At 63.4% G+C, this 22,793-nt stretch carries 21 protein-coding genes; 15 read left to right on the top strand and 6 right to left on the bottom strand.

Going from position 1 to position 22,793, the window contains the following annotated elements; translation table 11 throughout:
* Nucleotide 1: 1 nt before the first annotated feature.
* A complete protein-coding gene (gene lldD / locus JVX91_RS00425; RefSeq protein WP_205337510.1) occupies nucleotides 2–1,147 on the bottom strand; it encodes an FMN-dependent L-lactate dehydrogenase LldD in 1,146 nt (381 codons plus the stop codon).
* Between the two features lie 213 nt (nucleotides 1,148–1,360).
* Complete coding sequence (locus JVX91_RS00420; protein ID WP_205337509.1) at nucleotides 1,361–3,037, bottom strand: lactate permease LctP family transporter; 1,677 nt, start codon at nucleotides 3,035–3,037, stop codon at nucleotides 1,361–1,363.
* Between the two features lie 340 nt (nucleotides 3,038–3,377).
* Here JVX91_RS00420 and JVX91_RS00415 point away from each other — a divergent pair, with 340 nt between their 5' ends.
* Complete coding sequence (locus JVX91_RS00415) at nucleotides 3,378–4,154, top strand: FCD domain-containing protein (protein ID WP_205337508.1); 777 nt, start codon at nucleotides 3,378–3,380, stop codon at nucleotides 4,152–4,154.
* A 39-nt stretch (nucleotides 4,155–4,193) separates the two neighbouring features.
* Here JVX91_RS00415 and smpB read toward each other — a convergent pair whose 3' ends face one another.
* Nucleotides 4,194–4,673 (bottom strand): SsrA-binding protein SmpB, encoded by a 480-nt coding sequence (gene smpB, locus JVX91_RS00410; RefSeq protein ID WP_017518965.1) that lies wholly within the window; start codon nucleotides 4,671–4,673, stop codon nucleotides 4,194–4,196.
* A 164-nt stretch (nucleotides 4,674–4,837) separates the two neighbouring features.
* Between smpB and JVX91_RS00405 the strand changes: the two genes are divergently transcribed.
* Together JVX91_RS00405 and JVX91_RS00400 are read left to right on the top strand one after the other, a co-directional pair.
* Nucleotides 4,838–5,272, top strand: a complete 435-nt coding sequence (locus tag JVX91_RS00405) for a type II toxin-antitoxin system RatA family toxin (protein ID WP_205337507.1) — start codon at nucleotides 4,838–4,840, stop codon at nucleotides 5,270–5,272.
* On the top strand, nucleotides 5,265–5,573 hold the full coding sequence (locus tag JVX91_RS00400; protein WP_205337506.1) for an RnfH family protein: 309 nt from the start codon (nucleotides 5,265–5,267) through the stop codon (nucleotides 5,571–5,573). The genes JVX91_RS00405 and JVX91_RS00400 overlap by 8 nt, the downstream gene beginning before the upstream one ends.
* Before the next feature lie 73 nt (nucleotides 5,574–5,646).
* On the opposite strand, the gene JVX91_RS00395 is transcribed toward JVX91_RS00400, so the two are convergent.
* Nucleotides 5,647–6,183, bottom strand: a complete 537-nt coding sequence (locus JVX91_RS00395) for an outer membrane protein assembly factor BamE (RefSeq protein WP_205337505.1) — start codon at nucleotides 6,181–6,183, stop codon at nucleotides 5,647–5,649.
* 96 nt (nucleotides 6,184–6,279) lie between these two features.
* Between JVX91_RS00395 and fur the strand changes: the two genes are divergently transcribed.
* On the top strand, nucleotides 6,280–6,684 hold the full coding sequence (gene fur / locus JVX91_RS00390; RefSeq protein ID WP_015478949.1) for a ferric iron uptake transcriptional regulator: 405 nt from the start codon (nucleotides 6,280–6,282) through the stop codon (nucleotides 6,682–6,684).
* Nucleotides 6,685–6,777: 93 nt separating this feature from the next.
* On the opposite strand, the gene recN is transcribed toward fur, so the two are convergent.
* Nucleotides 6,778–8,454, bottom strand: coding sequence for a DNA repair protein RecN (recN, locus tag JVX91_RS00385; RefSeq protein ID WP_205337504.1), 1,677 nt, complete (start codon nucleotides 8,452–8,454; stop codon nucleotides 6,778–6,780).
* Nucleotides 8,455–8,639: 185 nt separating this feature from the next.
* On the opposite strand from recN, the gene grpE reads away from it, so the two are divergent.
* The 9 genes from grpE (at nucleotide 8,640) to JVX91_RS00340 (ending at nucleotide 19,606) form a co-directional block, all read left to right on the top strand.
* A complete protein-coding gene (gene grpE / locus JVX91_RS00380) occupies nucleotides 8,640–9,203 on the top strand; it encodes a nucleotide exchange factor GrpE (protein WP_205337503.1) in 564 nt (187 codons plus the stop codon).
* A 90-nt stretch (nucleotides 9,204–9,293) separates the two neighbouring features.
* Entirely contained in the window at nucleotides 9,294–11,210 is a 1,917-nt protein-coding gene (gene dnaK, locus JVX91_RS00375) for a molecular chaperone DnaK (RefSeq protein ID WP_184592263.1), read from the top strand.
* A gap of 122 nt (nucleotides 11,211–11,332) precedes the next feature.
* Nucleotides 11,333–12,463, top strand: coding sequence for a molecular chaperone DnaJ (dnaJ, locus tag JVX91_RS00370; protein ID WP_205337502.1), 1,131 nt, complete (start codon nucleotides 11,333–11,335; stop codon nucleotides 12,461–12,463).
* A 57-nt stretch (nucleotides 12,464–12,520) separates the two neighbouring features.
* Nucleotides 12,521–13,327, top strand: a complete 807-nt coding sequence (gene dapB, locus JVX91_RS00365) for a 4-hydroxy-tetrahydrodipicolinate reductase (RefSeq protein ID WP_205337501.1) — start codon at nucleotides 12,521–12,523, stop codon at nucleotides 13,325–13,327.
* Between the two features lie 331 nt (nucleotides 13,328–13,658).
* A complete protein-coding gene (gene carA / locus JVX91_RS00360) occupies nucleotides 13,659–14,795 on the top strand; it encodes a glutamine-hydrolyzing carbamoyl-phosphate synthase small subunit (protein WP_205337500.1) in 1,137 nt (378 codons plus the stop codon).
* Between the two features lie 28 nt (nucleotides 14,796–14,823).
* The gene (leuE, locus tag JVX91_RS00355) at nucleotides 14,824–15,477 is read left to right on the top strand and encodes a leucine efflux protein LeuE (RefSeq protein ID WP_026079047.1); all 654 of its coding nucleotides are present in this window, start codon (nucleotides 14,824–14,826) and stop codon (nucleotides 15,475–15,477) included.
* A gap of 19 nt (nucleotides 15,478–15,496) precedes the next feature.
* Nucleotides 15,497–18,718: a carbamoyl-phosphate synthase large subunit gene (carB, locus tag JVX91_RS00350; RefSeq protein WP_205337499.1), complete on the top strand. Its 3,222-nt coding sequence runs from the start codon at nucleotides 15,497–15,499 to the stop codon at nucleotides 18,716–18,718.
* Nucleotides 18,715–19,191: a transcription elongation factor GreA gene (greA, locus tag JVX91_RS00345; protein ID WP_017518953.1), complete on the top strand. Its 477-nt coding sequence runs from the start codon at nucleotides 18,715–18,717 to the stop codon at nucleotides 19,189–19,191. Before carB ends, greA begins: the two co-directional genes overlap by 4 nt.
* A 10-nt stretch (nucleotides 19,192–19,201) precedes the next feature.
* Nucleotides 19,202–19,606 carry a DUF4149 domain-containing protein gene (locus tag JVX91_RS00340; protein ID WP_205339899.1) on the top strand — a complete coding sequence of 135 codons (405 nt, stop codon included), beginning with the start codon at nucleotides 19,202–19,204 and terminating at the stop codon, nucleotides 19,604–19,606.
* A gap of 42 nt (nucleotides 19,607–19,648) precedes the next feature.
* Here JVX91_RS00340 and JVX91_RS00335 read toward each other — a convergent pair whose 3' ends face one another.
* A complete protein-coding gene (locus tag JVX91_RS00335) occupies nucleotides 19,649–19,963 on the bottom strand; it encodes a YhbY family RNA-binding protein (RefSeq protein WP_205337498.1) in 315 nt (104 codons plus the stop codon).
* Nucleotides 19,964–20,042: 79 nt separating this feature from the next.
* On the opposite strand from JVX91_RS00335, the gene rlmE reads away from it, so the two are divergent.
* Nucleotides 20,043–20,666 carry a 23S rRNA (uridine(2552)-2'-O)-methyltransferase RlmE gene (gene rlmE, locus JVX91_RS00330; protein WP_205337497.1) on the top strand — a complete coding sequence of 208 codons (624 nt, stop codon included), beginning with the start codon at nucleotides 20,043–20,045 and terminating at the stop codon, nucleotides 20,664–20,666.
* A 201-nt stretch (nucleotides 20,667–20,867) separates the two neighbouring features.
* On the top strand, nucleotides 20,868–22,787 hold the full coding sequence (ftsH, locus tag JVX91_RS00325; protein ID WP_205337496.1) for an ATP-dependent zinc metalloprotease FtsH: 1,920 nt from the start codon (nucleotides 20,868–20,870) through the stop codon (nucleotides 22,785–22,787).
* The last annotated feature ends 6 nt before the right edge of the window (nucleotides 22,788–22,793 follow it).

Here is a 22,793-nt window from a genome sequence, read left to right as displayed (position 1 = left end):
CTCAGGCGCCCAGTTCGCGTACCAGGGAATCCTTGGTGATCTCGCTGATGGACTTGGCGCCGGTGAGCACCATGGCCACGCGCATTTCCTTCTCGAACAGGTCCAGCAGGTTCTTCACGCCGGCTTCGCCGTGGGTGGCCAGGGCGTAGAGGAAGGCGCGGCCGATGAGCACCGTGTCGGCGCCCAGGGCGATCATCCGCACCACGTCCAGGCCATTGCGAATGCCGGAATCGGCAAGGATCTTCAGGTCGCCCTTCACCGCGTCGGCGATTGCCGGCAGCGCACGGGCGCTGGATAGCACGCCGTCGAGCTGGCGGCCACCGTGGTTGGAGACGACGATGCCGTCGGCGCCGAACTTCACCGCGTCCTTGGCATCTTCCGGGTCGAGGATGCCCTTGATGATCATCGGGCCGTCCCAGAACTCGCGGATCCACTCCAGGTCCTTCCAGGAGATGGACGGGTCGAAGTTGGCGCCCAGCCAGCCGATGTAGTCGGCCAGGCCGGTAGGGTTGCCGCGGTACTTGGAGATGTTGCCCAGGTCGTGGGGCTTGCCCAGCAGGCCGACGTCCAGCGCCCAGGCCGGATGGGTCATGGCCTGCCAGACGCGACGCAGCGGCGCGTTCGGGCCGCTCATGCCGGCGTGGGCGTCACGGTAGCGGGCGCCGGGCACCGGCATGTCCACGGTGAACACCAGGGTCTTCACGCCAGCGGCCTTGGCGCGCTCCAACGCGTTGCGCATGAAGCCGCGGTCCTTGAGCACATAGAGCTGGAACCACATGGGCCGGTCGATAGCCGGGGCGACTTCCTCTATGGGGCAGACCGACACCGTGGACATCGTGAAGGGAATGCCCTTCGCGGCGGCCGCGCGGGCTGCCTGTACTTCTCCACGCCGGGCGTACATGCCGGTCAGGCCGACCGGCGCCAGGGCGATGGGCATGCTCAGCGTCTCGTCGAACAGCTTCGTTTCCAGGCTCAGCTCGGACATGTTCTTCAACACCCGCTGGCGCAGGGCGATGTTGGCCAGGTCGTCGACGTTGTTGCGCAGCGTGCGTTCGGCGTAGGCGCCGCCGTCGGCGTAGTGGAAGAGGAACGGCGGCAGCTTGCGTTGGGCGGCGGCGCGGTAGTCGGTAGAGGCAGAGATGATCATGGGGCTCTTCCGTTTTGAGGAAAATATTTTGGATCGAGCGAGCTAGAGCGAGACAAGGCGGAAATGGCCGAGGGAGCGGAGCCTACAACTGTAGGTGAGCATGACTCGCTCCACTCGCCCCTTCGGGGCCGCACTGAAGTGCGTTAGCCGCAAGCGGCTTTCCGAGGCCATTTCCAACGCAGTATCGCCGACGCGCAGCCGATCAGAGCTCGGTCAGTGCACGAGCATGCCGGTGAAGATATAGGCCTGCGCGAGGGTGATCAGACCCACCATGGCGGCGAACATCAGGCTGTGCTTGAGGGTGAAGCGGAACAGGTCGGATTCCTTGCCGACCATGCCGGTGGCGGCGCACGCCACGGCGATGGACTGCGGCGAGATCATCTTGCCGGTCACGCCACCGCTGGTGTTGGCCGCTACAAGCAGAGTGTCGTTGACGCCGATCTGGTGCGCGGTAGTGGCCTGCAGCGAGCTGAACAGCGCGTTGGAGGACGTGTCCGAACCGGTCAGGAATACGCCCAGCCAGCCGAGGAATGGCGAGAAGAACGGGAACGCCGCGCCGGTGCCGGCCAGGACCAACGCCAGGGTGGTGGACATGCCCGAGTAGTTGGTGACGAAGGCGAAGGCCAGCACCATGCCGATCGAAAGAATCGGCCACTTCAGCTCAAGCAGGGTTTCCTTGAAGGTGGTCAGACCAGTTTTCGCGGTGATCCGCAGAACCAGCATCGAGATCACGGCGGAGAGGAAGATCGCGGTGCCGGTGGCGGAGATCGGGTCCAGCTTGAACACGGCGGCAATCGGCGTCGGGTTGGCGACGATGGGGGCGACCTTCACCACCAACTGGTCCAGATGCGGGATGGAGAAGTTGAACACCAGGCTATACAGCGCACCGCCCGGCGCGAACAGCGCTTTGAACGGCTTCAGGGTCCAGATGGTGACCAGCACGGTCAGCACCAGGAAGGGCGACCAGGCCTTGAGGATTTCACCGAAGCTGTAGGGAGTCGGCTCGGCGCCACGCGGACCGTTGCCGCCCAGGACGGCCGCGCCGCCAGCGTTGGCGACCACTTCACGCTCGCTGGCCGGCTGCCAGACCTTCAGGAACAGCGTCAGGGAAATCAGGCTGACCAGGGCGGAGGTGATGTCCGGCAGTTCCGGGCCAATGAAGTTGGAGGTGAAGTACTGGGTGATGGCGAAGCTGCCGCCGGCAACCAGTGCGGCCGGCCAGGTTTCCTTCACGCCCTTGAATCCGTCCATCATGAACACCAGCCAGAACGGCACGAGGATCGACAGGAAGGGCAACTGGCGGCCGGTCATGGCGCCGATCTTGAAGGCGTCGATGCCAGTGACCTGGCCGGCCACGATGATCGGGATGCCCAGGGCGCCGAAGGCTACCGGCGCGGTGTTGGCGATCAGGCACAAGCCGGCTGCGTACAGCGGGTTGAAGCCCAGGCCGACCAGCAGGGCAGCAGTAATGGCCACCGGCGCGCCGAATCCTGCAGCACCTTCGAGGAAGGCGCCGAACGAGAAGCCGATCAGCAGCACCTGCAGGCGCTGGTCGCCGGTGATCGACAGCACCGAGCTGCGGATCACTTCGAACTGGCCGCTCTTGACCGTGAGTTTGTAGAGGAACACCGCCGCGACGATGATCCAGGCGATCGGCCACAGGCCGTAGGCGAAGCCATAGCCGGCGGCGGCAATGGCCATGTCGGCGGGCATGCCGAAGGCGACGATGGCGATGATGACGGAGAGGGCGAGGGTGATGCTGCCGGCGACGTGACCCTTGAGGCGGAACACGGCGAGGGCGAGGAAGAAGAATACGATCGGGATGACGGCGACCAGCGCGGACAGGCCGAGGCTGCCGAGCGGGGTATAGATCTGCTGCCAGGTTTGCATCTGAATTGGCTCCCTAATTGTTTTTGGGTGGAGGGCCTTGTTGCCGGTCGGGCGAATCCGGGGCGCTTGTGGCGCTGGCAGTGGTCGACTGATCGCGGCTTTATGTTGTCGTGCAATCCAGCTTTCGGTAAATTGGTATGACCAATTTACAAAGCCGAGCGCTCAGGGTAAAAGCCCTGCTGGCGGCATGTCAATTTGCTGCCTTGCGACTTTTGTCGAGAGCGCTTCGAAAGGCGCAGTGGTCTTGTTGCGGAAGCCCGCGCTGGGTAGGCTGCCGCGCGCCGCGCAGATCGCGGCCTTGCGCGCGGCTCAGAATGAGAGAGCGAGGGAGTTCACGAAGATGAGTTTTGGTCAGGTCAAGCAACGCCGTTTGTCGGACGACATCGTCGAGCGGCTGGAGGCGATGATCCTCGAGGGCACTCTCAAGGCCGGCGAGCGTTTGCCCGCCGAGCGTGTGCTGGCCGAACAGTTCGGCGTGTCGCGGCCGTCACTGCGCGAGGCGATCCAGAAGCTCGGTGCCAAGGGGCTGCTGGTCAGCCGCCAGGGCGGTGGCAATTACGTCAGCGAGGGGCTGGGCTCGATGTTCAGCGATCCGCTGCTGCAATTGCTGGAAAGCAACCCCGAGGCGCAGCGCGACCTGCTGGAGTTCCGCCATACCCTGGAAGGTTCCTGCGCCTACTACGCGGCGCTGCGGGCGACCGAGGTGGATCACCAGCGTCTGAAGCAGGCGTTCGATGCCTTGCAGGACTGCTACCAGCGCCATGGCAAGGTCAGTCGGGCGGAGGAGGGTGCGGCGGATGCGGCCTTCCACCTGGCAATTGCCGAGGCCAGTCATAACGCCGTGCTGCTGCACACCATCCGCGGCCTGTTCGACCTGCTCAAGCGCAACGTGGTAACCAACATCGGCGGGATGTACGCGCAGCGTGACGAAACCCGCGAGCAACTGATGCGTCAGCACCGCGAGTTGTACGAGGCGATCGTTGGCGGGCATGCGGAAGCGGCGCGGGAGATTTCCCAGCGGCACATCGACTACGTGCAGGAAGTGCTGGCCGAGGTGCAGGCGAAAGAGTTGCGCCTGCAGCGCTCGCAGCGACGCCAGGGCGCCGTGGACGCCTGACCAGCAGCGCGCCCTCGGTGGAGGAGGGCGCGAGGGACGTCAGTCGTCCTTGCCGTGGCGAATGGCGCGCTGGATCTCCCGGTCGGAGTCGCGCTCCTTCTCGGTGCCGCGCTTGTCGTACTCTTTCTTGCCCTTGGCCAGTGCGATCTCGCACTTGATCAGGTGCTTTTTCCAGTACATCGACAGTGCGACACAGGCATAGCCTTTCTGCTGCACGGCACCGAACAGCTTGCCCAGCTCGCGCTTGTGCAGCAGCAGCTTGCGCGTGCGCACCGGATCGGCGATGACGTGGGTGCTGGCAGTGGTCAGCGGCGTGATGTGGCTGCCCAGCAGCCAGGCTTCGCCGTCCTTGAGCAGCACGTAGCTGTCCACCAACTGCGCCTTGCCGGCGCGCAGGCTTTTCACTTCCCAGCCGGCAAGTGCGACACCTGCCTCGAAGCGCTGCTCGATGAAGTAGTCGTGCAGAGCTTTCTTGTTCTGCGCGATGGTCCCCGAAGGGTGCTTTTTCTGTTTGGCCATAGGTCGCGCATTATAGGGAGTCGCTCGCCGCGCCGCTATCGGGACAACGTGCGGTGGCATGCAAGCTTGAGGGTGCTTGGCTAATCTCGGAGAATGCGCGCTGTTTTTTTGATCGGCGGGCATCGATTTCGGTCAGATGCCCCACAACACAAAGCGAGACGTCTATGAGCACGCATATCCAGCGTTCGGCGCTGCTGCCCTATCCGGCGAGGGCGCTGTATGACCTGGTCAACGATGTGGCGCGCTATCCGGAATTCCTGCCCTGGTGTTCCGCCTCCACCGTGCTGGAGGAAAGCGAAACGGCCATGCGCGCCGAGCTCACCGTGGCAAAAGGCAGTATCACCCAGCGCTTCACCACGCGTAATGCACTGATACCCGGTCAGAGCATCGAGATGAATCTCGAAGAGGGACCGTTCTCCCAGTTGCATGGCGTGTGGACGTTCAAGGCACTGGGCGACAAGGCCTGCAAGATCTCCCTCGATCTCACCTTCGACTACGCGGGCGCCCTGGTGAAAGCCACCCTCGGCCCACTGTTCACCCAGGCGGCGAACACCATGGTCGATGCCTTCTGCCAGCGCGCCAAGCAACTGCATGGCTGACTCCTCCAGCATTACCATCGAAGTGGTCTACGCGTTGCCGGAGAGACAGGCGCTGCTGCGATTGAGCGTGCCGCGCGGTACGCGGATGCGCGAGGCGGTGTTGCTGTCCGGCATCGCCGGGCAATTTCCCGGACTGGACGTGCAGAACTGTCCGCTGGGTATCTTCGGCAAGGCGGTGATTGCGCCTGAGGAGCGCGTGCTGGAAGACGGCGAACGGGTGGAAATCTACCGCCCGCTGATTGCTGACCCCAAGGAAGTGCGCAAGCAGCGTGCGGCGAGGGCCAAGGCGGCGCGGGGCTGATCTTCGAAGGCTGAGAAATCACAGGCAATAAAAAGCCCGGCATTGGCCGGGCTTTTTCGTTGGCACGAATCCCTTACTGCGGATTCTTGTCCAGCGGTTCCGGAGTCGGGATCGGTACGGTTTCCACCTGGTCGACTTCCTTCTGGATCTGCTCTTCCACGGAGCCGGGCTTGGCCGGTTGCTCCTTGGGCTGCTCGGGCTGCTGCTGAGGCGCTTCCGGGGCCAGCGGCGGGGGTACGCCGTCCTTGCCGAGGATCGACTCGTCACGGCTCACGCCGGGCATGAAGTCGCCATTGAGGCCGACCAACTGGTCGTTTGCGCCGAAGAACAGACTCATCCGCTCCTGCTGGCGCTGACCGCCGCCGGGCTGGATGCTGTACAGGTAGTCCCAGCGATTGGGATGGAAGGTGTCGACGATCAGCGGGTTGCCCATGATAAACCGCACTTGGCGTCGGGTCATTCCGGGCTTCAACTGGTCTATCATATCCTGCGTTACAACGTTGCCCTGCTGGATATCGATCTTGTAGACCCCCGGGAACGAGCAACCGGCGAGTGCGGCGAGTCCCAGCCCGAAAGCGAGACTGGTCAGCATGAGCTTGGCGTTTTGCATCAAGGGGTGACTTCCACTATCTTGGCTGAGCGACGAAATCCCGATCATACCTGTATTGAGGGATGCTGCGAAGCATTCCGCGGCGAGAAAGCACACATGGTTGAAAATAGCGAACTGCGCAAAGCCGGACTCAAGGTCACGCTGCCGCGCGTCAAGATCCTCCAGATGCTCGACTCCGCCGAGCAGCGCCACATGAGCGCAGAGGATGTGTACAAGGCGCTGATGGAGGCGGGCGAGGATGTCGGTCTGGCTACCGTCTACCGGGTTCTGACCCAGTTCGAAGCCGCCGGCCTGGTCGTGCGCCACAACTTCGACGGCGGCCATGCCGTCTTCGAGCTGGCGGACAGCGGCCACCATGACCACATGGTCTGCGTCGATACCGGCGAAGTCATCGAGTTCATGGACTCGGAAATCGAGAAACGCCAGAAGGAGATCGTTCGCGAGCGCGGCTTCGAGCTCGTCGATCACAACCTGGTGCTCTACGTGCGCAAGAAGAAGTAAGCGTACGCGGATGCAAAAACGGCGACCCTCGGGTCGCCGTTTTCGTTTGCGCGGTTCTTTTGTAGGAGCAAGCTCGCTCCTACATAGAAGGAATCAGCCCTGGACGGCCGAATCCACCATCTTGCGCGCGTGGGCCAGGGATTCCTTGGTCAGGTCGACTCCGCCGAGCATGCGGGCGATTTCTTCGATGCGCTCGGCCTTCTTCAGGTTGGCGACGGCGGTGCGGGTCTCGCTGGTGTCGCGGTCCTTGTGCACGAACAGGTGCTGGTGACCCTGGGCGGCAACCTGCGGCAAGTGGGTGACTGTCAGTACCTGGCCGCGATCACCCAGGCGCCGCAGCAATTGGCCGACCACTTCCGCGGTGGGGCCGCCGATGCCGACGTCCACTTCGTCGAAGACCAGGGTGGGAGTGCGCGAAGTCTGCGCGGTGATCACCTGGATCGCCAGGCTGATCCGCGACAATTCGCCGCCCGAGGCGACCTTCGCCAGGCCTTTCAACGGCTGGCCCGGGTTGGCGCTGACGAGGAATTCCAGCTGTTCCAGGCCGTTTACCTGCGGCTCGTCCGAGGTGGCTTCGCGCAGTTCGATGGCGAACCGCCCGCCCGGCATGCCCAGGCGCTGCATCTCGACTTCGACTGCCTTGGCCAGCAGCGGCGCGGCGTCTTGGCGGATGCGGCTCAACTCTTCGGCTTTCTCCTGATAATGACGGGCGTAAGCGGCCAACTCGTCGCCCAGGCGCTCGACGGCTTCGTCGTCGGCGTTCAGGGCCTCGAGTTCATCCAGTAGGTTTTGTTGCAGGTTCTGCAGCTCATGGGGCTGCACGCGGTGCTTGCGCGCCAGGCTGTAGATCGCATCCATGCGCTCTTCCAGCTGTTGCAGACGCAACGGATCGGCATCGAAGTGATCGACGAAGCGGTTCAGCTCACCGATGGCTTCCTCGACCTGGATCTGTGCACTGGAGAGCAGGTTCACCGCTTCGCTCAGGGCGACTGGCTGGCTCTGGAACGCCGTCAGGCGATTGAGGCTGGAGGTCAGCGCGGAGAGGACGTTACCGGCATCGCTCTCGCTGCATAGCTCGACTACCTGGCGGCAGGCGGCTATCAGGCTACCGGCGTTGCTCTGGGTCTTGTGTTCGGCTTCCAGCGACTCCAGTTCGTTGTCACCCAGGCCGAGGTTTTCCAGCTCTTCCAGCTGGTAGCTGAGCAGTTGGTGGCGGGCTCGCTGTTCGTCGCCACTGCGCGACAGGCGATCCAGCTCCTGGCGGGTCTGCTTCCAGCGCTGCGCAGCGAGGTGTACCTGGCGCGCCAGGTCCTGGCTGCCGGCGAACTCATCCAGCAGGCGCCGGTGGGTGTCGGCCTTGAGCAACGACTGGTGCTCGTGCTGGCTGTGGATATCGATCAGCAACTCGCCCAGGTGCTTGAGGTCGCCCAGCGGGCACGGTGTGCCGTTGATGTAGGCGCGGGAGCGGCCTTCGGCGGTGATCACCCGGCGCAGGATGCACGGGCCGTCCTGCTCAAGGTCGCGCTCGGCGAGCCAGTCGCGGGCTTCGGCAATCGCGCTGACATCGAAGCTGGCGAGAATGTCTGCCTTGTCGGAGCCGGGGCGCACCACGCCGCTGTCAGCGCGGTCGCCCAGGGCGAGGCCGAGGGCGTCGAGCATGATCGACTTGCCGGCGCCGGTTTCGCCGGTGATCACGGTCATGCCGGCGGCGAGCTCGAGATCGAGATGCTCGACGATGGCGTAGTTGTGAACGGACAGGTGAACCAGCATGGGCGGCGGCTCCGAGGAAATGTCTGGTTATTTATACAGTATTTTTTGCCGGTGGCAATTCTCCCTGTCGACAGGGTGTCATGACCCTTGAACTCGAAAAATTGCGCCCCATATAGTCGGCAGAGCCGCGGACCATCGGGTTCGCTTTGTTTTCAAAGGCTTATTTTCTTTTTTAGGAGAGTGGCATGTCTGACGAACAACAGACTCAGGATTCCCAGTTCAACGAGCAGCCGGAAACCGGCGCCGCCGGAGACCTGAACGCCCGCGTGCTGGAACTGGAAGAACAGGTAGCCGCGGCGAAGGACCAGAGCCTGCGCGCCGTCGCCGAATTGCAGAACGTCCGCCGCCGCGCCGAGCAGGACGTGGAAAAAGCGCACAAGTTCGCCCTGGAGAAATTCGCCGGCGACCTGCTGCCGATCGTCGATACCCTCGAGCGCGCGCTGGAAATGTCGAACCCGGAAGACGAGGCGATCAAGCCGATGCGCGAAGGCATCGAGCTGACGCTGAAGATGTTCCACGACACGCTGGTGCGCTACAACCTCGAGCCGGTCGACCCGCACGGCGAGCCGTTCAACCCCGAACACCACCAGGCCATGGCCATGGAAGAGAGCATCCGCCTCGAGCCGGGCAGCGTGGTCAAGGTGTTCCAGAAGGGTTACCTGCTCAACGGTCGCCTGCTGCGTCCGGCCATGGTCGTGGTCAGCAAGGCACCCGAACAAACTCCGCCTTCGATCGACGAGAAGGCTTGAAATCCACCACCCGGTCCCCATCTGGGTAATCAACCGAGCCAAAGACCCGCAACAGGGTCAGCGCGGAATCTAATTTCTGGAGAGTGAAATATGGGCAAAATCATTGGTATCGACCTGGGGACCACCAACTCCTGTGTGTCCATCCTGGAGAACGGTAACGTCAAGGTCATCGAGAACGCCGAAGGCGCTCGTACCACCCCGTCGATCATCGGCTACGCCAACGACGGCGAAATCCTGGTAGGTCAGCCGGCCAAGCGCCAGGCGGTGACCAACCCGACCAACACACTGTACGCCGTCAAGCGCCTGATCGGCCGTCGTTTTGAAGAAGACGTCGTACAGAAAGACATCAAGATGGTCCCGTACAAGATCGTCAAGGCTGACAACGGCGACGCCTGGGTCGAGGCCAAGGGCCAGAAGATGGCTCCGCCGCAGGTCTCCGCCGAAGTCCTGAAGAAGATGAAGAAGACCGCCGAGGACTACCTGGGCGAGCCGGTCACCGAAGCGGTCATCACCGTTCCGGCCTACTTCAACGACAGCCAGCGTCAGGCCACCAAGGACGCCGGCCGTATCGCCGGTCTGGACGTCAAGCGCATCATCAACGAGCCGACCGCGGCTGCGCTGGCCTACGGCCTGGACAAGGCCAAGGGCGACCACACCATCATCGTCTATGACCTGGGCGGCGGTACCTTCGACGTCTCGGTGATCGAGATTGCGGAAGTCGACGGCGAGCACCAGTTCGAAGTACTGGCCACCAACGGCGACACCTTCCTGGGTGGTGAAGACTTCGACCTGCGCCTGATCGACTACCTCGTTGAGGAGTTCAAGAAAGAATCCGGCATGGACCTCAAGGGCGACCCGCTGGCCATGCAGCGCCTGAAGGAAGCTGCCGAGAAGGCCAAGATCGAGCTGTCCTCGACCCAGCAGACTGACGTCAACCTGCCGTACGTCACTGCTGATGCCTCCGGCCCGAAACACCTGAACGTCAAGGTTTCCCGCGCCAAGCTGGAATCCCTGGTGGAAGACCTGGTCACCCGCACCATCGAGCCGTGCCGCGTTGCGCTGAAAGATGCAGGCCTGGACGTGTCGAAGATCGACGAAGTGATCCTGGTTGGCGGCCAGACCCGCATGCCGCTGGTGCAGAAGACCGTTGCCGAGTTCTTCGGCAAGGAAGCGCGCAAGGACGTCAACCCGGACGAAGCCGTTGCCATGGGGGCTGCCATCCAGGGCGCCGTTCTGGCCGGCGACGTGAAGGACGTGCTGCTGCTCGACGTCACCCCGCTGACCCTGGGTATCGAAACCCTGGGTGGCGTGATGACCGCGCTGATCGACAAGAACACCACCATCCCGACCAAGAAGTCGCAGGTGTTCTCCACTGCCGATGACAACCAGGGCGCCGTGACCATCCACGTTCTGCAGGGCGAGCGCAAGCAAGCCGGCCAGAACAAGTCGCTGGGCAAGTTCGACCTGGCCGACATCCCGCCGGCTCCGCGCGGCGTGCCGCAGATCGAAGTGACCTTCGACATCGACGCCAACGGCATCCTGCACGTCGGCGCCAAGGACAAGGCCACCGGCAAGCAGCAGTCCATCGTGATCAAGGCGTCCTCTGGCCTGTCCGAGGACGAGATCCAGCAGATGGTCCGCGACGCCGAGGCGAATGCCGAGGAAGACCGCAAGTTCGAGGAGCTGGCCGCTGCCCGCAACCAGGGTGACGCGCTGGTCCATGCGACTCGCAAGATGGTCACCGAGGCTGGCGACAAAGCCACCGCCGAGGAGAAGGCTGCCATCGATAAAGCGCTGGGCGAGCTGGAAGTTGCCGTGAAGGGCGACGACAAGGCTGAGATCGAAGCGAAGATGAACGCGCTGTCCCAGGCGTCCACCCCGCTGGCGCAGAAGATGTATGCCGAACAGCCGCAGCCGGGTGCTGCCGCTCAGGGCGAGGCCGCTGACGACAAGGCTGGCGACGATGTCGTCGACGCCGAGTTCGAAGAGGTCAAGGAGAACAAGTAAGCCGCGTGCTTGCTTCCGCTCCGGCGCACCGACCAGCGTGTCGGTGCGCATGAAACGTCACGCGGGGGCTTGCTCCCGCGTTGGCGTGTCTGGGGGAACGGTTTTTAGAGTGCAGGAATGTTATGGCCAAACGTGATTTTTACGAGGTACTGGGTGTCGAGCGCGGCGCCAGCGAAGCGGACCTGAAGAAGGCCTATCGCCGGCTCGCCATGAAGTTCCACCCGGACCGCAATCCCGGCGACAAGGAGGCCGAGGACAAATTCAAGGAGGCCAACGAGGCGTACGAGGTCCTGTCCGACGCCAGCAAGCGCGCGGCCTACGATCAGTACGGCCATGCCGGTGTCGACCCGCAGATGGGTGGCGGCGGTGCCGGCTTCGGTGGTGCGAGCTTCTCGGACATCTTCGGTGATGTCTTCAGCGATTTCTTCGGCGGTGCTGGCGGTCGCGGTGGTTCCCGTGGCGGTCCGGCGCGTGGCGCGGACCTGCGCTACACCCTCGACCTGGACCTGGAAGACGCGGTTCGCGGCACCACCGTGACCATCCGCGTTCCCACCCTGGTCGGCTGCAAGACCTGCAGCGGCAGCGGTGCCAAGCCCGGCACCACGCCGGTCACCTGTACCACTTGCGGTGGTATCGGCCAGGTGCGCATGCAGCAGGGCTTCTTCTCGGTGCAGCAGACCTGCCCGCGCTGCCATGGCAGCGGCAAGATGATCACCGACCCCTGTGGCTCCTGCCACGGCCAGGGCCGTGTGGAAGAACACAAGACCCTGTCGGTGAAGGTGCCGGCCGGTGTCGATACCGGTGACCGCATCCGTCTGACCGGCGAAGGCGAAGCTGGTGCCCACGGTGGCCCGGCGGGCGACCTGTACGTGGTGGTGAACGTGCGCGAGCACGATATCTTCCAGCGCGACGGCAAGCATCTGTACTGCGAAGTGCCGATCAGCTTCGCCGACGCTGCCCTGGGTGGCGAGCTGGAAGTGCCGACCCTGGATGGTCGTGTGAAGCTGAAGATTCCCGACGGCACCCAGACCGGCAAATTGTTCCGCCTGCGCGGCAAGGGCGTAGCCCCGGTGCGCGGCGGCGGTGCGGGCGACCTGATGTGCCGCGTGGTCGTGGAGACGCCGGTCCAGCTGGACAAGCGTCAGCGTGAGCTGCTCGAGGAGTTCCGCGGTACCCTGCAGGGCAACTCATCCAACTCGCCCAAGGCCAGTGGCTGGTTCGAGGGGATGAAGCGCTTCTTCGACGATCTATGATGCAAGGCCCCGGCGGTGCGAATCGCCCGGGGCCTTTTTAGCTTGGAGCTGTTTTATATGCGACGTATAGCCGTAATGGGCGCCGCCGGGCGCATGGGCAAGACCCTGATCGAGGCCGTGCAGCAGACCGGCGGCAGCGCTGGCCTGACTGCCGCTGTGGATCGCCCGGACAGCACCCTGGTGGGTGCCGACGCTGGCGAGCTGGCAGGTCTGGGCCGCATCGGCGTGCCGCTGTCGGGTGACTTGGTCAGGGTGGCCGACGAATTCGACGTGCTGATCGATTTCACCCACCCGACGGTGACCCTGAAGAACCTCGAAGTCTGCCGCAAGGCCGGCAAGGCCATGGTTATCGGCACCACTGGCTTCTCCGCGGCGGAGAAGGAGCTGCTGAACGAGGCGGCGAAAGACATTCCGATCGTCTTCGCGGCCAACTACAGCGTCGGCGTGAACCTCTGCCTGAAGCTGCTCGACACCGCCGCCCGCGTGCTGGGCGACGATGTGGACATCGAGATCCTCGAGGCGCATCACCGCCACAAGGTCGACGCGCCGTCCGGTACTGCGCTGCGCATGGGCGAAGTCGTTGCCAATGCGCTGGGCCGTGATCTGGAGAAGGTGGCTGTCTACGGTCGCGAAGGCCAGACCGGCGCTCGTCCGCGCGAGACCATCGGTTTCGCCACCGTGCGTGCCGGTGACGTGGTGGGCGATCACACTGTGCTGTTCGCCGCCGACGGCGAGCGCGTGGAAATCACCCACAAGGCCTCGAGCCGCATGACCTTTGCCCGTGGCGCCGTGCGTGCCGCGCAATGGCTGGAAGGGCAGGCCAACGGCCTGTACGACATGCAGGATGTGCTCGGCCTTCGCTGAGCGCCAGCTTTCGATCTGCTACGCGTCGACCGGGCGGCGTTGGATAGGAATCTCGGGTGCTCATTTAGCACGCGTAAACTCCGCGCCCTCGATTCCTATCCGCCTTGCCCGACTTTAGCTCGCGAGATCGAAAGCCAGCGCTGAGTGGCATGGCCGTACGTCGTGCAAAAGGTGGACCATGATGTCGCATTTCTGTAAACTACAGCTTTAGTGTGTCCACTAAAAGTAGCGCAGCATGATCACATAAAAAGCGGGATGACTTCTTCTGATGTCATCCCGCTTTTTTACAATCTGCGCACGCCCAGCCAGGCTTGAACTACGGGAGGTCTTCTTGACTAAGCCAGCCATACTTGCACTTGCCGACGGCAGCGTTTTTCGCGGTGAAGCCATCGGCGCCGACGGTCAGACCGTCGGAGAGGTGGTGTTCAACACCGCCATGACCGGCTACCAGGAAATCCTTACCGATCCTTCCTACGCCCAACAGATCGTCACCCTGACCTACCCGCACATCGGCAACACCGGCACCACGCCGGAAGACGCCGAGTCGAACAAGGTCTGGGCCGCCGGCCTGATCATTCGCGACCTGCCGCTGCTCTCCAGCAGCTGGCGCGACAAGCAGTCCCTGCCGGATTACCTGAAAGAGAACGGCACCGTTGCCATCGCCGGCATCGACACTCGCCGCCTGACCCGCATCCTGCGCGAGAAGGGTTCGCAGAACGGCTGCATCCTGGTCGGCGATGACGCCACCGAGGAAAAAGCCCTCGAACTGGCACGCGGCTTCCCGGGCCTGAAGGGCATGGACCTGGCGAAAGTCGTGTCCTCCACCGAGAAGTACGAGTGGCGCTCCAGCGTCTGGAACCTGGAAACCGACAGCCACCCGGAAGTCGCCGCCGCCGACCTGCCGTACCACGTGGTCGCCTATGACTTCGGCGTGAAGCTGAACATCCTGCGCATGCTGGTCGCCCGTGGCTGCCGCCTGACCGTGGTGCCGGCGCAGACTCCGGCGAGCGAAGTGCTGGCCCTGAATCCGGACGGCATCTTCCTCTCCAACGGCCCCGGTGACCCCGCTCCCTGCGACTACGCCATCCAGGCCATCCGCGAGTTCCTCGACACCGAGACGCCGATCTTCGGCATCTGCCTGGGTCACCAGCTGCTGGCCCTGGCCTCCGGCGCCCAGACCGTGAAGATGGGCCATGGTCACCATGGCGCCAACCACCCGGTGCAGGACCTGGATTCGGGCGTGGTGATGATCACCAGCCAGAACCACGGTTTCGCCGTGGACGAGGCGAGCATGCCGGCTAACCTGCGCGCCACCCACAAGTCGCTGTTCGACGGCACCCTGCAAGGCGTCGAGCGCACCGACAAGGTGGCCTTCAGCTTCCAGGGTCACCCGGAAGCCAGCCCCGGTCCGCACGACGTGGCCCCGCTGTTCGATCGCTTCATCGCGGCGATGGCCGAGCGCCGCTGAGTCCGAGCTCGAAGAGGGAAAGAAGATGATGCCGACCCTGGGAATCACCGACCTCTGGACCTACGTCCTGGGTACGTTGTTCATCGTCCTGCTGCCGGGGCCAAACTCGCTGTTCGTCCTCGCCACTGCCGCCCAGCGCGGCGTGGCGTCGGGCTATCGGGCGGCGAGCGCGGTGTTCCTGGGCGATGCGATCCTGATGTTCCTGTCGGCGCTGGGTATCGCCTCGGTCCTCAAGGCCGAGCCAATGCTGTTCCTGGGCCTGAAATACGTCGGTGCCGCTTACCTGTTCTATCTAGGTATCGGCATGCTCCGCGGTGGCTGGCAGAAGCTGCGCCACCCGCTGGAGGCAGCCGCCGCACCGGCCAAGGAAGTGGACGTCAACCAGCCGTTCCGCAAGGCGCTGCTGCTGAGCCTGTCCAACCCCAAGGCGATCCTCTTCTTCATCTCCTTCTTCATCCAGTTCGTCGACCCGGGTTACGCCTACCCCGGCCTGTCGTTCCTGGTGCTGGGCACGATCCTCGAGATCATCAGCGCCCTGTACCTCAGCTTCCTGATTTTCTCCGGTGTGCGTCTGGCGGCCTGGTTCCGTCGGCGGCAACGGCTGGCTGCCGGCGCCTCGAGTGGCGTCGGCGCCCTGTTCGTCGGCTTTGGCGTGAAGCTGGCCAGCGCAACCCTTTCCTGAATATTGCAACGAGAGTCCCATGCCCAAGCGTACAGACATCAAGAGCATCCTGATCCTCGGCGCCGGCCCGATCGTCATCGGCCAGGCCTGTGAGTTCGACTACTCCGGCGCGCAGGCCTGCAAGGCCCTGAAGGAAGAAGGCTTCCGTGTCATCCTGGTGAACTCCAACCCGGCCACCATCATGACCGACCCGGCCATGGCCGACGCCACCTACATCGAGCCGATCAAGTGGCAGACCGTCGCCAAGATCATCGAGAAGGAGCGCCCTGACGCGCTGCTGCCGACCATGGGCGGCCAGACCGCCCTGAACTGCGCCCTGGACCTGGAGCGCCACGGCGTGCTCGAGCAGTTCGGCGTGGAAATGATCGGCGCCAATGCCGACACCATCGATAAGGCCGAAGACCGTTCGCGCTTCGACAAGGCCATGCGCGACATCGGCCTGGCCTGCCCGCGCTCGGGCATCGCCCACACCATGGAAGAAGCCTACGGCGTGCTGGAGAAGGTCAACTTCCCGTGCATCATCCGTCCGTCCTTCACCATGGGCGGCACCGGTGGCGGCATCGCCTACAACCGCGAAGAATTCGAGGAAATCTGCACCCGTGGTCTGGACCTGTCGCCGACCAACGAACTGCTGATCGACGAATCGCTGATCGGCTGGAAGGAATACGAGATGGAGGTTGTCCGCGACAAGAAGGACAACTGCATCATCGTCTGCGCCATCGAGAACTTCGACCCGATGGGCGTGCACACCGGTGACTCGATCACCGTGGCGCCGGCACAGACCCTGACCGACAAGGAATACCAGATCATGCGCAACGCCTCGCTGGCGGTGCTGCGTGAGATCGGCGTGGAAACCGGCGGTTCGAACGTGCAGTTCGGTATCTGCCCGAACACCGGCCGCATGGTCGTGATCGAGATGAACCCGCGCGTATCGCGTTCCTCGGCGCTGGCTTCCAAGGCCACCGGCTTCCCGATCGCCAAGATCGCCGCCAAGCTGGCTGTCGGCTACACCCTCGACGAACTGCAGAACGACATCACCGGCGGCCGCACCCCGGCGTCCTTCGAGCCGGCGATCGACTACGTCGTCACCAAGATCCCGCGTTTCGCCTTCGAGAAATTCCCGAAAGCCGACGCCCGCCTGACCACTCAGATGAAATCCGTGGGTGAAGTCATGGCCATCGGCCGTACCTTCCAGGAGTCCGTGCAGAAAGCCCTGCGCGGCCTGGAAGTCGGCGCCACCGGTTTCGATCCCAAGCTCGACCTGAGCAACCCGGAAGCCGAAAGCATCCTCAAGCGCGAGCTGACCGTGCCCAATGCCGACCGCATCTGGTACGTCGCCGACGCCTTCCGCGCCGGCAAGAGCATCGCCGAAGTCTTCGACCTGACCCGCATCGACGAGTGGTTCCTGGTGCAGATCGAAGACCTGGTCAAGGACGAGGAGCGCGTGAAGACCCTGGGTCTGTCGGCCATCGACCGCGACCTGATGCTCAAGCTCAAGCGCAAGGGCTTCTCCGATGCGCGCCTGGCGACCCTTCTGGGTGTGACCGAGAAGAACCTGCGCAACCATCGCCACAAGCTCAAGGTGCTGCCGGTGTACAAGCGCGTGGACACCTGCGCCGCCGAGTTCGCCACCGACACCGCCTACATGTACTCGACCTACGAGGAAGAGTGCGAAGCCAATCCGTCGACTCGCGACAAGATCATGATCCTGGGCGGCGGTCCGAACCGTATCGGCCAGGGCATCGAGTTCGACTACTGCTGCGTACACGCCGCGCTGGCCATGCGTGAAGACGGTTACGAGACCATCATGGTCAACTGCAACCCGGAAACCGTCTCCACCGACTACGACACGTCCGATCGCCTGTACTTCGAGCCGGTGACCCTGGAAGACGTGCTGGAAATCGTCCGCGTCGAGCAACCCAAGGGCGTCATCGTGCAGTACGGCGGCCAGACCCCGCTGAAACTCTGCCGCGCCCTGGAAGAAGCCGGCGTACCGATCATCGGCACCAGCCCTGACGCCATCGACCGAGCCGAAGATCGCGAGCGCTTCCAGCAGATGGTCCAGCGCCTGAACCTGCGCCAGCCGGCCAACGCCACCGCGCGTAGCGAAGACCAGGCCCTGGAACTGTCGAAGAACATCGGTTACCCGATGGTGGTGCGCCCGTCCTACGTGCTGGGCGGCCGCGCGATGGAAATCGTCTACCAGGAAGAAGAGCTCAAGCGCTACATGCGTGAGGCCGTGAAGGTCTCCAACGACAGCCCGGTGCTGCTGGACCGCTTCCTGAACTGCGCCATCGAAGTCGACATCGATGCGGTGTGCGACGGCGAGACCGTGGTGATCGGCGCGATCATGCAGCACATCGAACAGGCCGGCGTGCACTCCGGTGACTCCGCCTGCTCGCTGCCGCCGTACTCGCTGCCCGCCCACATCCAGGACGAGATCCGCGAGCAGGTCAAGAAGATGGCCCTTGAACTCGGCGTGGTCGGCCTGATGAACGTGCAGATGGCCGTGCAGGGCGAGGACATCTACGTGATCGAGGTGAACCCGCGCGCGTCCCGTACCGTGCCGTTCGTCTCCAAGTGCATCGGCGAGTCCCTGGCGAAAGTTGCGGCCCGCGTCATGGCCGGCAAGTCCCTGGCCGAAGTCGGCTTCACCCAGGAGGTGATCCCGCCGTACTATAGCGTCAAGGAAGCGGTGTTCCCGTTCGCCAAGTTCCCCGGCGTCGACCCGATCCTCGGCCCAGAGATGAAGTCCACTGGCGAGGTGATGGGTGTCGGCGACAGCTTCGGTGAGGCATTCGCCAAGGCCCAGCTGGGCGCCAGCGAAATCCTGCCGAACGCCGGTTGCGCCTTCATCAGCGTCCGCGAGGACGACAAGCCGCAAGCCGTTCAGGTCGCTCGCGATCTGGTCGCGCTGGGCTTCGAGGTAGTCGCTACTGCCGGTACCGCCAAGGTGATCGAGGCTGCCGGCCTGCCGGTGCGTCGCGTGAACAAGGTGACCGAGGGCCGTCCTCACGTGGTCGACATGATCAAGAATGACGAAGTCACCCTGATCATCAATACCACCGAAGGTCGTCAGTCCATCGCTGACTCGTACTCCATCCGTCGAAACGCCCTGCAGCACAAGATCTACTGCACCACCACCATCGCGGCGGGTCAGGCGATCTGTGAGGCGCTCAAGTTCGGTCCCGAGAAGACCGTTCGCCGTCTGCAGGATCTCCATGCAGGAATCAACGCATGAGCAAATTTCCAATGACCGTCCAGGGCGCTCGCGCCCTGGAAGAAGAACTGAAATACCTGAAGACCGTTCTGCGCCCGCAGATCACCCAGGCCATCGCCGAAGCTCGTGAGCTGGGTGACCTCAAGGAAAACGCCGAGTATCACGCGGCCCGCGAGCAGCAGGGTATGTCCGAAGCTCGCATCCGCGACATCGAGGCCAAGCTGTCCAACGCGCAGATCATCGACGTGACCACCATTCCGCACAGCGGCAAGGTGATCTTCGGTACTACCGTGGATATCGCCAACGTCGAGACCGACGAAACCGTGACCTACCAGATCGTCGGCGACGACGAGGCGGACATCAAGAACAGCAAGATCTCGGTCAACTCGCCGATCGCCCGTGCGCTGATCGGCAAGACCGAAGGCGATGCCGTTCTGGTGAAGACTCCGGGCGGCGACGTCGAGTACGAGATCGTTGAAGTCCGCCACGCCTGATCGGCAATCCCTGAACGCAGGCACCATCAGTTGGCTGCTGGCCCAGACATTCTGGGTCGGTGGCCTCTGGCTGCTGCAGTTCGTGGTATTGCCGGCGCTGGATAAGATCGGCCTGGCGCCGCTGCTGGTGGAGGCCGTCGCTGACGCGCTGAAGCCGCTGCTGCTGGGGTTTGCCGGATTCTGCGTGCTGCTCCAGGCCCTGGTGCTCTGGCAGGCGCGCGGGTTCGCTGCCTTTACCCGTGAAACGCGGGGGCAATTGCTGCTCACCGTGCAGGTGATGGCGGCGGCTTATTTTGTAGTGCGCCAGGTAGCGCCGGACGCTCAGCGCTGGCTGCTGTTCAACTACCTGGTGGTGGCGCTGTGCGGTCTGCTGCTGGTGCTGCAGCCGGCGCCTGGGCAGGACGAGCGGGCCTGACGCGGCGGAGCCTTGCCGGCTCCGCGTTGCCGGTCTTGACTGTCAGAGGCCGCTGAAGCGGCTGATGTTCGACAGGTTCTTGTTCGGCTTTGGATTGCGGCGATAGATCAGTGCCATCTTGCCGATGGTCTGAACCAGCTCGCAGCTGCCGTTCTGGCAAAGTTCGTCGATCAGCGCGCGACGGTCGTCGCGTTCGGTGACGCGGAACTGCACCTTGATCAGTTCATGATCGTTGAGCGCGCGCTCAAGCTCGGCCATCACACCTTCCGAAAGACCGTTTTCAGCAACGGTCAATACGGGTTTCAGGTGATGCCCGATAGATTTGAACTGCTTTTTCTGCTCCTGAGAGAGCGCCATAATCTGACCCCTGGTAAAAAAGGCGGATATTCTACCCGAGTTTCGGTACTACCGGGATGCCGCTCAGACGAGGTAATACGTGGCCCGTTCCAAGACTAGCCATCGCTGGCTGAAAGAACATTTCGACGATCCGTACGTGAAGATGGCACAGCGCGACGGTTATCGCTCGCGCGCCAGCTACAAGCTGCTGGAAATCCAGGAGAAGGATCGCATCCTGCGTCCCGGCATGACCGTGGTCGACCTCGGCGCCGCGCCGGGCGGCTGGTCGCAGGTCACCAGTCGGGTGATCGGTGACAAGGGCACGCTGATCGCCTCGGACATCCTGCCGATGGACAGCATCCCGGATGTCACCTTCATCCAGGGTGACTTCACCGAGGACGAAGTTTTCGCCCAGTTGCTCGAGGCCATCGGAGAAAATCCAGTAGACCTTGTGATTTCGGATATGGCCCCCAATATGAGTGGACTGCCCGCCGTGGACATGCCTCGTGCCATGTTCCTCTGCGAGCTGGCCCTGGACCTGTGCATTCGCGTGCTGCGTCCGGGCGGCGATTTCCTGATCAAGATTTTCCAGGGTGAGGGTTTCGACGCTTACCACAAGCAGGTTCGCGAGAACTTCGAGAAGGTGCAGATGCGCAAGCCGCTGTCTTCTCGTGACCGTTCTCGGGAGCAGTATCTGCTCGCACGGGGCTTTCGCGGTGCCTAGACTGGAATGATTGGGCCGGCTTTTGGTCTATGACTTGCAGGTTTTGCTTGTGCCGGTGAAAACCGGGGTTCATAAAGGGTTACAGACGGCGCCTGCCGTGTCGCAGGGGTTGTGTAGTAATTTTGGCCGGAAGGAGTCTGGCCGTCGTGAGAAGCGGTTTCCAGGGCGGAGCCGGCTTCAGAGGGTAGTCAATTGAACGACATGGCAAAGAACCTGATTCTGTGGCTGATCATCGCGGCGGTACTCGTCACCGTGATGAATAACTTCTCCAGCCCGAGCGAGCCGCAGACGCTCAACTATTCGGACTTCATCCAACAGGTGAAGGACGGCAAGGTCGAGCGCGTGACCGTCGACGGCTACGTCATCACCGGCAAGCGCCAGGATGGCGACACCTTCAAGACCATCCGCCCGGCGATCCAGGACAATGGCCTGATCGGTGACCTGGTCAACAACAACGTCGTTGTTGAAGGCAAGCAGCCCGAGCAGCAGAGCATCTGGACCCAGCTGCTGGTCGCGAGCTTCCCGATCCTGGTGATCATCGCGGTCTTCATGTTCTTCATGCGCCAGATGCAGGGCGGCGGTGGCGGTCGCGGCGGCCCGATGAGCTTCGGCAAGAGCAAGGCGCGCCTGTTGTCGGAAGACCAGGTCAAGACCACCTTCGCTGACGTCGCCGGTTGCGACGAGGCCAAGGAAGAAGTCAGTGAGCTCGTGGAGTTCCTCCGCGATCCGGGCAAGTTCCAGCGCCTGGGCGGCCGCATTCCGCGCGGCGTGCTGATGGTCGGCCCGCCCGGTACCGGTAAGACCCTGCTCGCCAAGGCCATCGCCGGCGAGGCAAAGGTGCCGTTCTTCACCATTTCCGGTTCGGACTTCGTGGAAATGTTCGTCGGCGTGGGCGCCTCCCGCGTTCGCGACATGTTCGACCAGGCCAAGAAGCATGCGCCCTGCATCATCTTCATCGACGAGATCGACGCTGTCGGCCGCCATCGTGGCGCCGGCCTGGGTGGCGGTCACGACGAACGCGAACAGACCCTCAACCAGTTGCTGGTTGAGATGGATGGCTTCGAGATGAATGACGGCATCATCGTCATCGCCGCGACCAACCGTCCGGACGTTCTCGACCCCGCGCTGCTGCGTCCGGGCCGCTTCGACCGTCAGGTGGTGGTCGGCCTGCCGGACATCCGTGGGCGTGAGCAGATCCTTAAAGTGCACATGCGCAAGGTGCCGCTGGGCGATAACGTCGACCCAGGCGTGATCGCGCGCGGTACTCCGGGCTTCTCCGGTGCCGACCTGGCCAACCTGGTCAACGAGGCTTCGCTGTTCGCCGCTCGTTCCAACAAGCGCATTGTGGACATGCGTGAGTTCGAACTGGCCAAGGACAAGATCATGATGGGCGCCGAGCGCAAGACCATGGTCATGTCCGAGAAGGAGAAGAAGAACACCGCGTTCCACGAAGCCGGCCACGCCATCGTCGGTCGCCTCGTGCCGGAACACGACCCGGTCTACAAGGTTTCCATCATTCCGCGCGGCCGCGCCCTGGGCGTGACCATGTTCCTGCCGGAAGAGGACCGCTACAGCCTGTCCAAGCGCGCCCTGGAAAGCCAGATCTGCTCGCTGTTCGGTGGCCGTATCGCCGAAGAGATGACCCTAGGCTTCGAGGGTGTGACCACTGGTGCCTCCAACGACATCATGCGTGCCACCCAGCTGGCGCGGAACATGGTGACCAAGTGGGGGCTGTCGGAGAAGCTCGGTCCGCTGATGTACGCGGAAGAAGAGGGCGAGGTCTTCCTCGGCCGTAGCGCTGGCGGCCAGCACTCCAACATCTCCGGCGAGACGGCGAAGCTGATCGACCAGGAAGTGCGTCGCATCATCGACGATTGCTACGGCACTGCGAAGCGTCTGCTGGAAGAGAATCGCGACAAGCTCGACATGATGGCCGACGCGCTGATGAAGTACGAAACCATCGATGCCGATCAGATCGACGACATCATGGCCGGCCGCGACCCGCGCGAGCCGCGCGACTGGCAGGGCGGCAATTCCGGCTCCTCCGGCTCGGCCACTGCGCCGCGTGACGAGGGCGGTCGCCAGGACAACCCGATTGGCGGTCCTGCCGGCGAACACTGAGAGCAC

This window comes from Pseudomonas sp. PDNC002 (assembly GCF_016919445.1).
In the GTDB taxonomy this organism is placed as follows: Bacteria; Pseudomonadota; Gammaproteobacteria; order Pseudomonadales; family Pseudomonadaceae; genus Pseudomonas.
The sequence above is the reverse complement of the archived record's forward strand: the minus strand, read 5'-3'. Positions and strand labels throughout refer to the sequence as shown.

Bases quoted from the DNA above. Each gene is read 5' to 3' on its own strand.
- lldD (WP_205337510.1), bottom strand. From the start codon at position 1,147: ATGATCATCTCTGCCTCTACCGACTACCGCGCCGCCGCCCAACGCAAG.
- JVX91_RS00420 (WP_205337509.1), bottom strand. From the start codon at position 3,037: ATGCAAACCTGGCAGCAGATCTATACCCCGCTCGGCAGCCTCGGCCTG.
- JVX91_RS00415 (WP_205337508.1), top strand. From the start codon at position 3,378: ATGAGTTTTGGTCAGGTCAAGCAACGCCGTTTGTCGGACGACATCGTC.
- smpB (WP_017518965.1), bottom strand. From the start codon at position 4,673: ATGGCCAAACAGAAAAAGCACCCTTCGGGGACCATCGCGCAGAACAAG.
- JVX91_RS00405 (WP_205337507.1), top strand. From the start codon at position 4,838: ATGAGCACGCATATCCAGCGTTCGGCGCTGCTGCCCTATCCGGCGAGG.
- JVX91_RS00400 (WP_205337506.1), top strand. From the start codon at position 5,265: ATGGCTGACTCCTCCAGCATTACCATCGAAGTGGTCTACGCGTTGCCG.
- JVX91_RS00395 (WP_205337505.1), bottom strand. From the start codon at position 6,183: ATGCAAAACGCCAAGCTCATGCTGACCAGTCTCGCTTTCGGGCTGGGA.
- fur (WP_015478949.1), top strand. From the start codon at position 6,280: ATGGTTGAAAATAGCGAACTGCGCAAAGCCGGACTCAAGGTCACGCTG.
- recN (WP_205337504.1), bottom strand. From the start codon at position 8,454: ATGCTGGTTCACCTGTCCGTTCACAACTACGCCATCGTCGAGCATCTC.
- grpE (WP_205337503.1), top strand. From the start codon at position 8,640: ATGTCTGACGAACAACAGACTCAGGATTCCCAGTTCAACGAGCAGCCG.
- dnaK (WP_184592263.1), top strand. From the start codon at position 9,294: ATGGGCAAAATCATTGGTATCGACCTGGGGACCACCAACTCCTGTGTG.
- dnaJ (WP_205337502.1), top strand. From the start codon at position 11,333: ATGGCCAAACGTGATTTTTACGAGGTACTGGGTGTCGAGCGCGGCGCC.
- dapB (WP_205337501.1), top strand. From the start codon at position 12,521: ATGCGACGTATAGCCGTAATGGGCGCCGCCGGGCGCATGGGCAAGACC.
- leuE (WP_026079047.1), top strand. From the start codon at position 14,824: ATGCCGACCCTGGGAATCACCGACCTCTGGACCTACGTCCTGGGTACG.
- carB (WP_205337499.1), top strand. From the start codon at position 15,497: ATGCCCAAGCGTACAGACATCAAGAGCATCCTGATCCTCGGCGCCGGC.
- greA (WP_017518953.1), top strand. From the start codon at position 18,715: ATGAGCAAATTTCCAATGACCGTCCAGGGCGCTCGCGCCCTGGAAGAA.
- JVX91_RS00335 (WP_205337498.1), bottom strand. From the start codon at position 19,963: ATGGCGCTCTCTCAGGAGCAGAAAAAGCAGTTCAAATCTATCGGGCAT.
- ftsH (WP_205337496.1), top strand. From the start codon at position 20,868: ATGGCAAAGAACCTGATTCTGTGGCTGATCATCGCGGCGGTACTCGTC.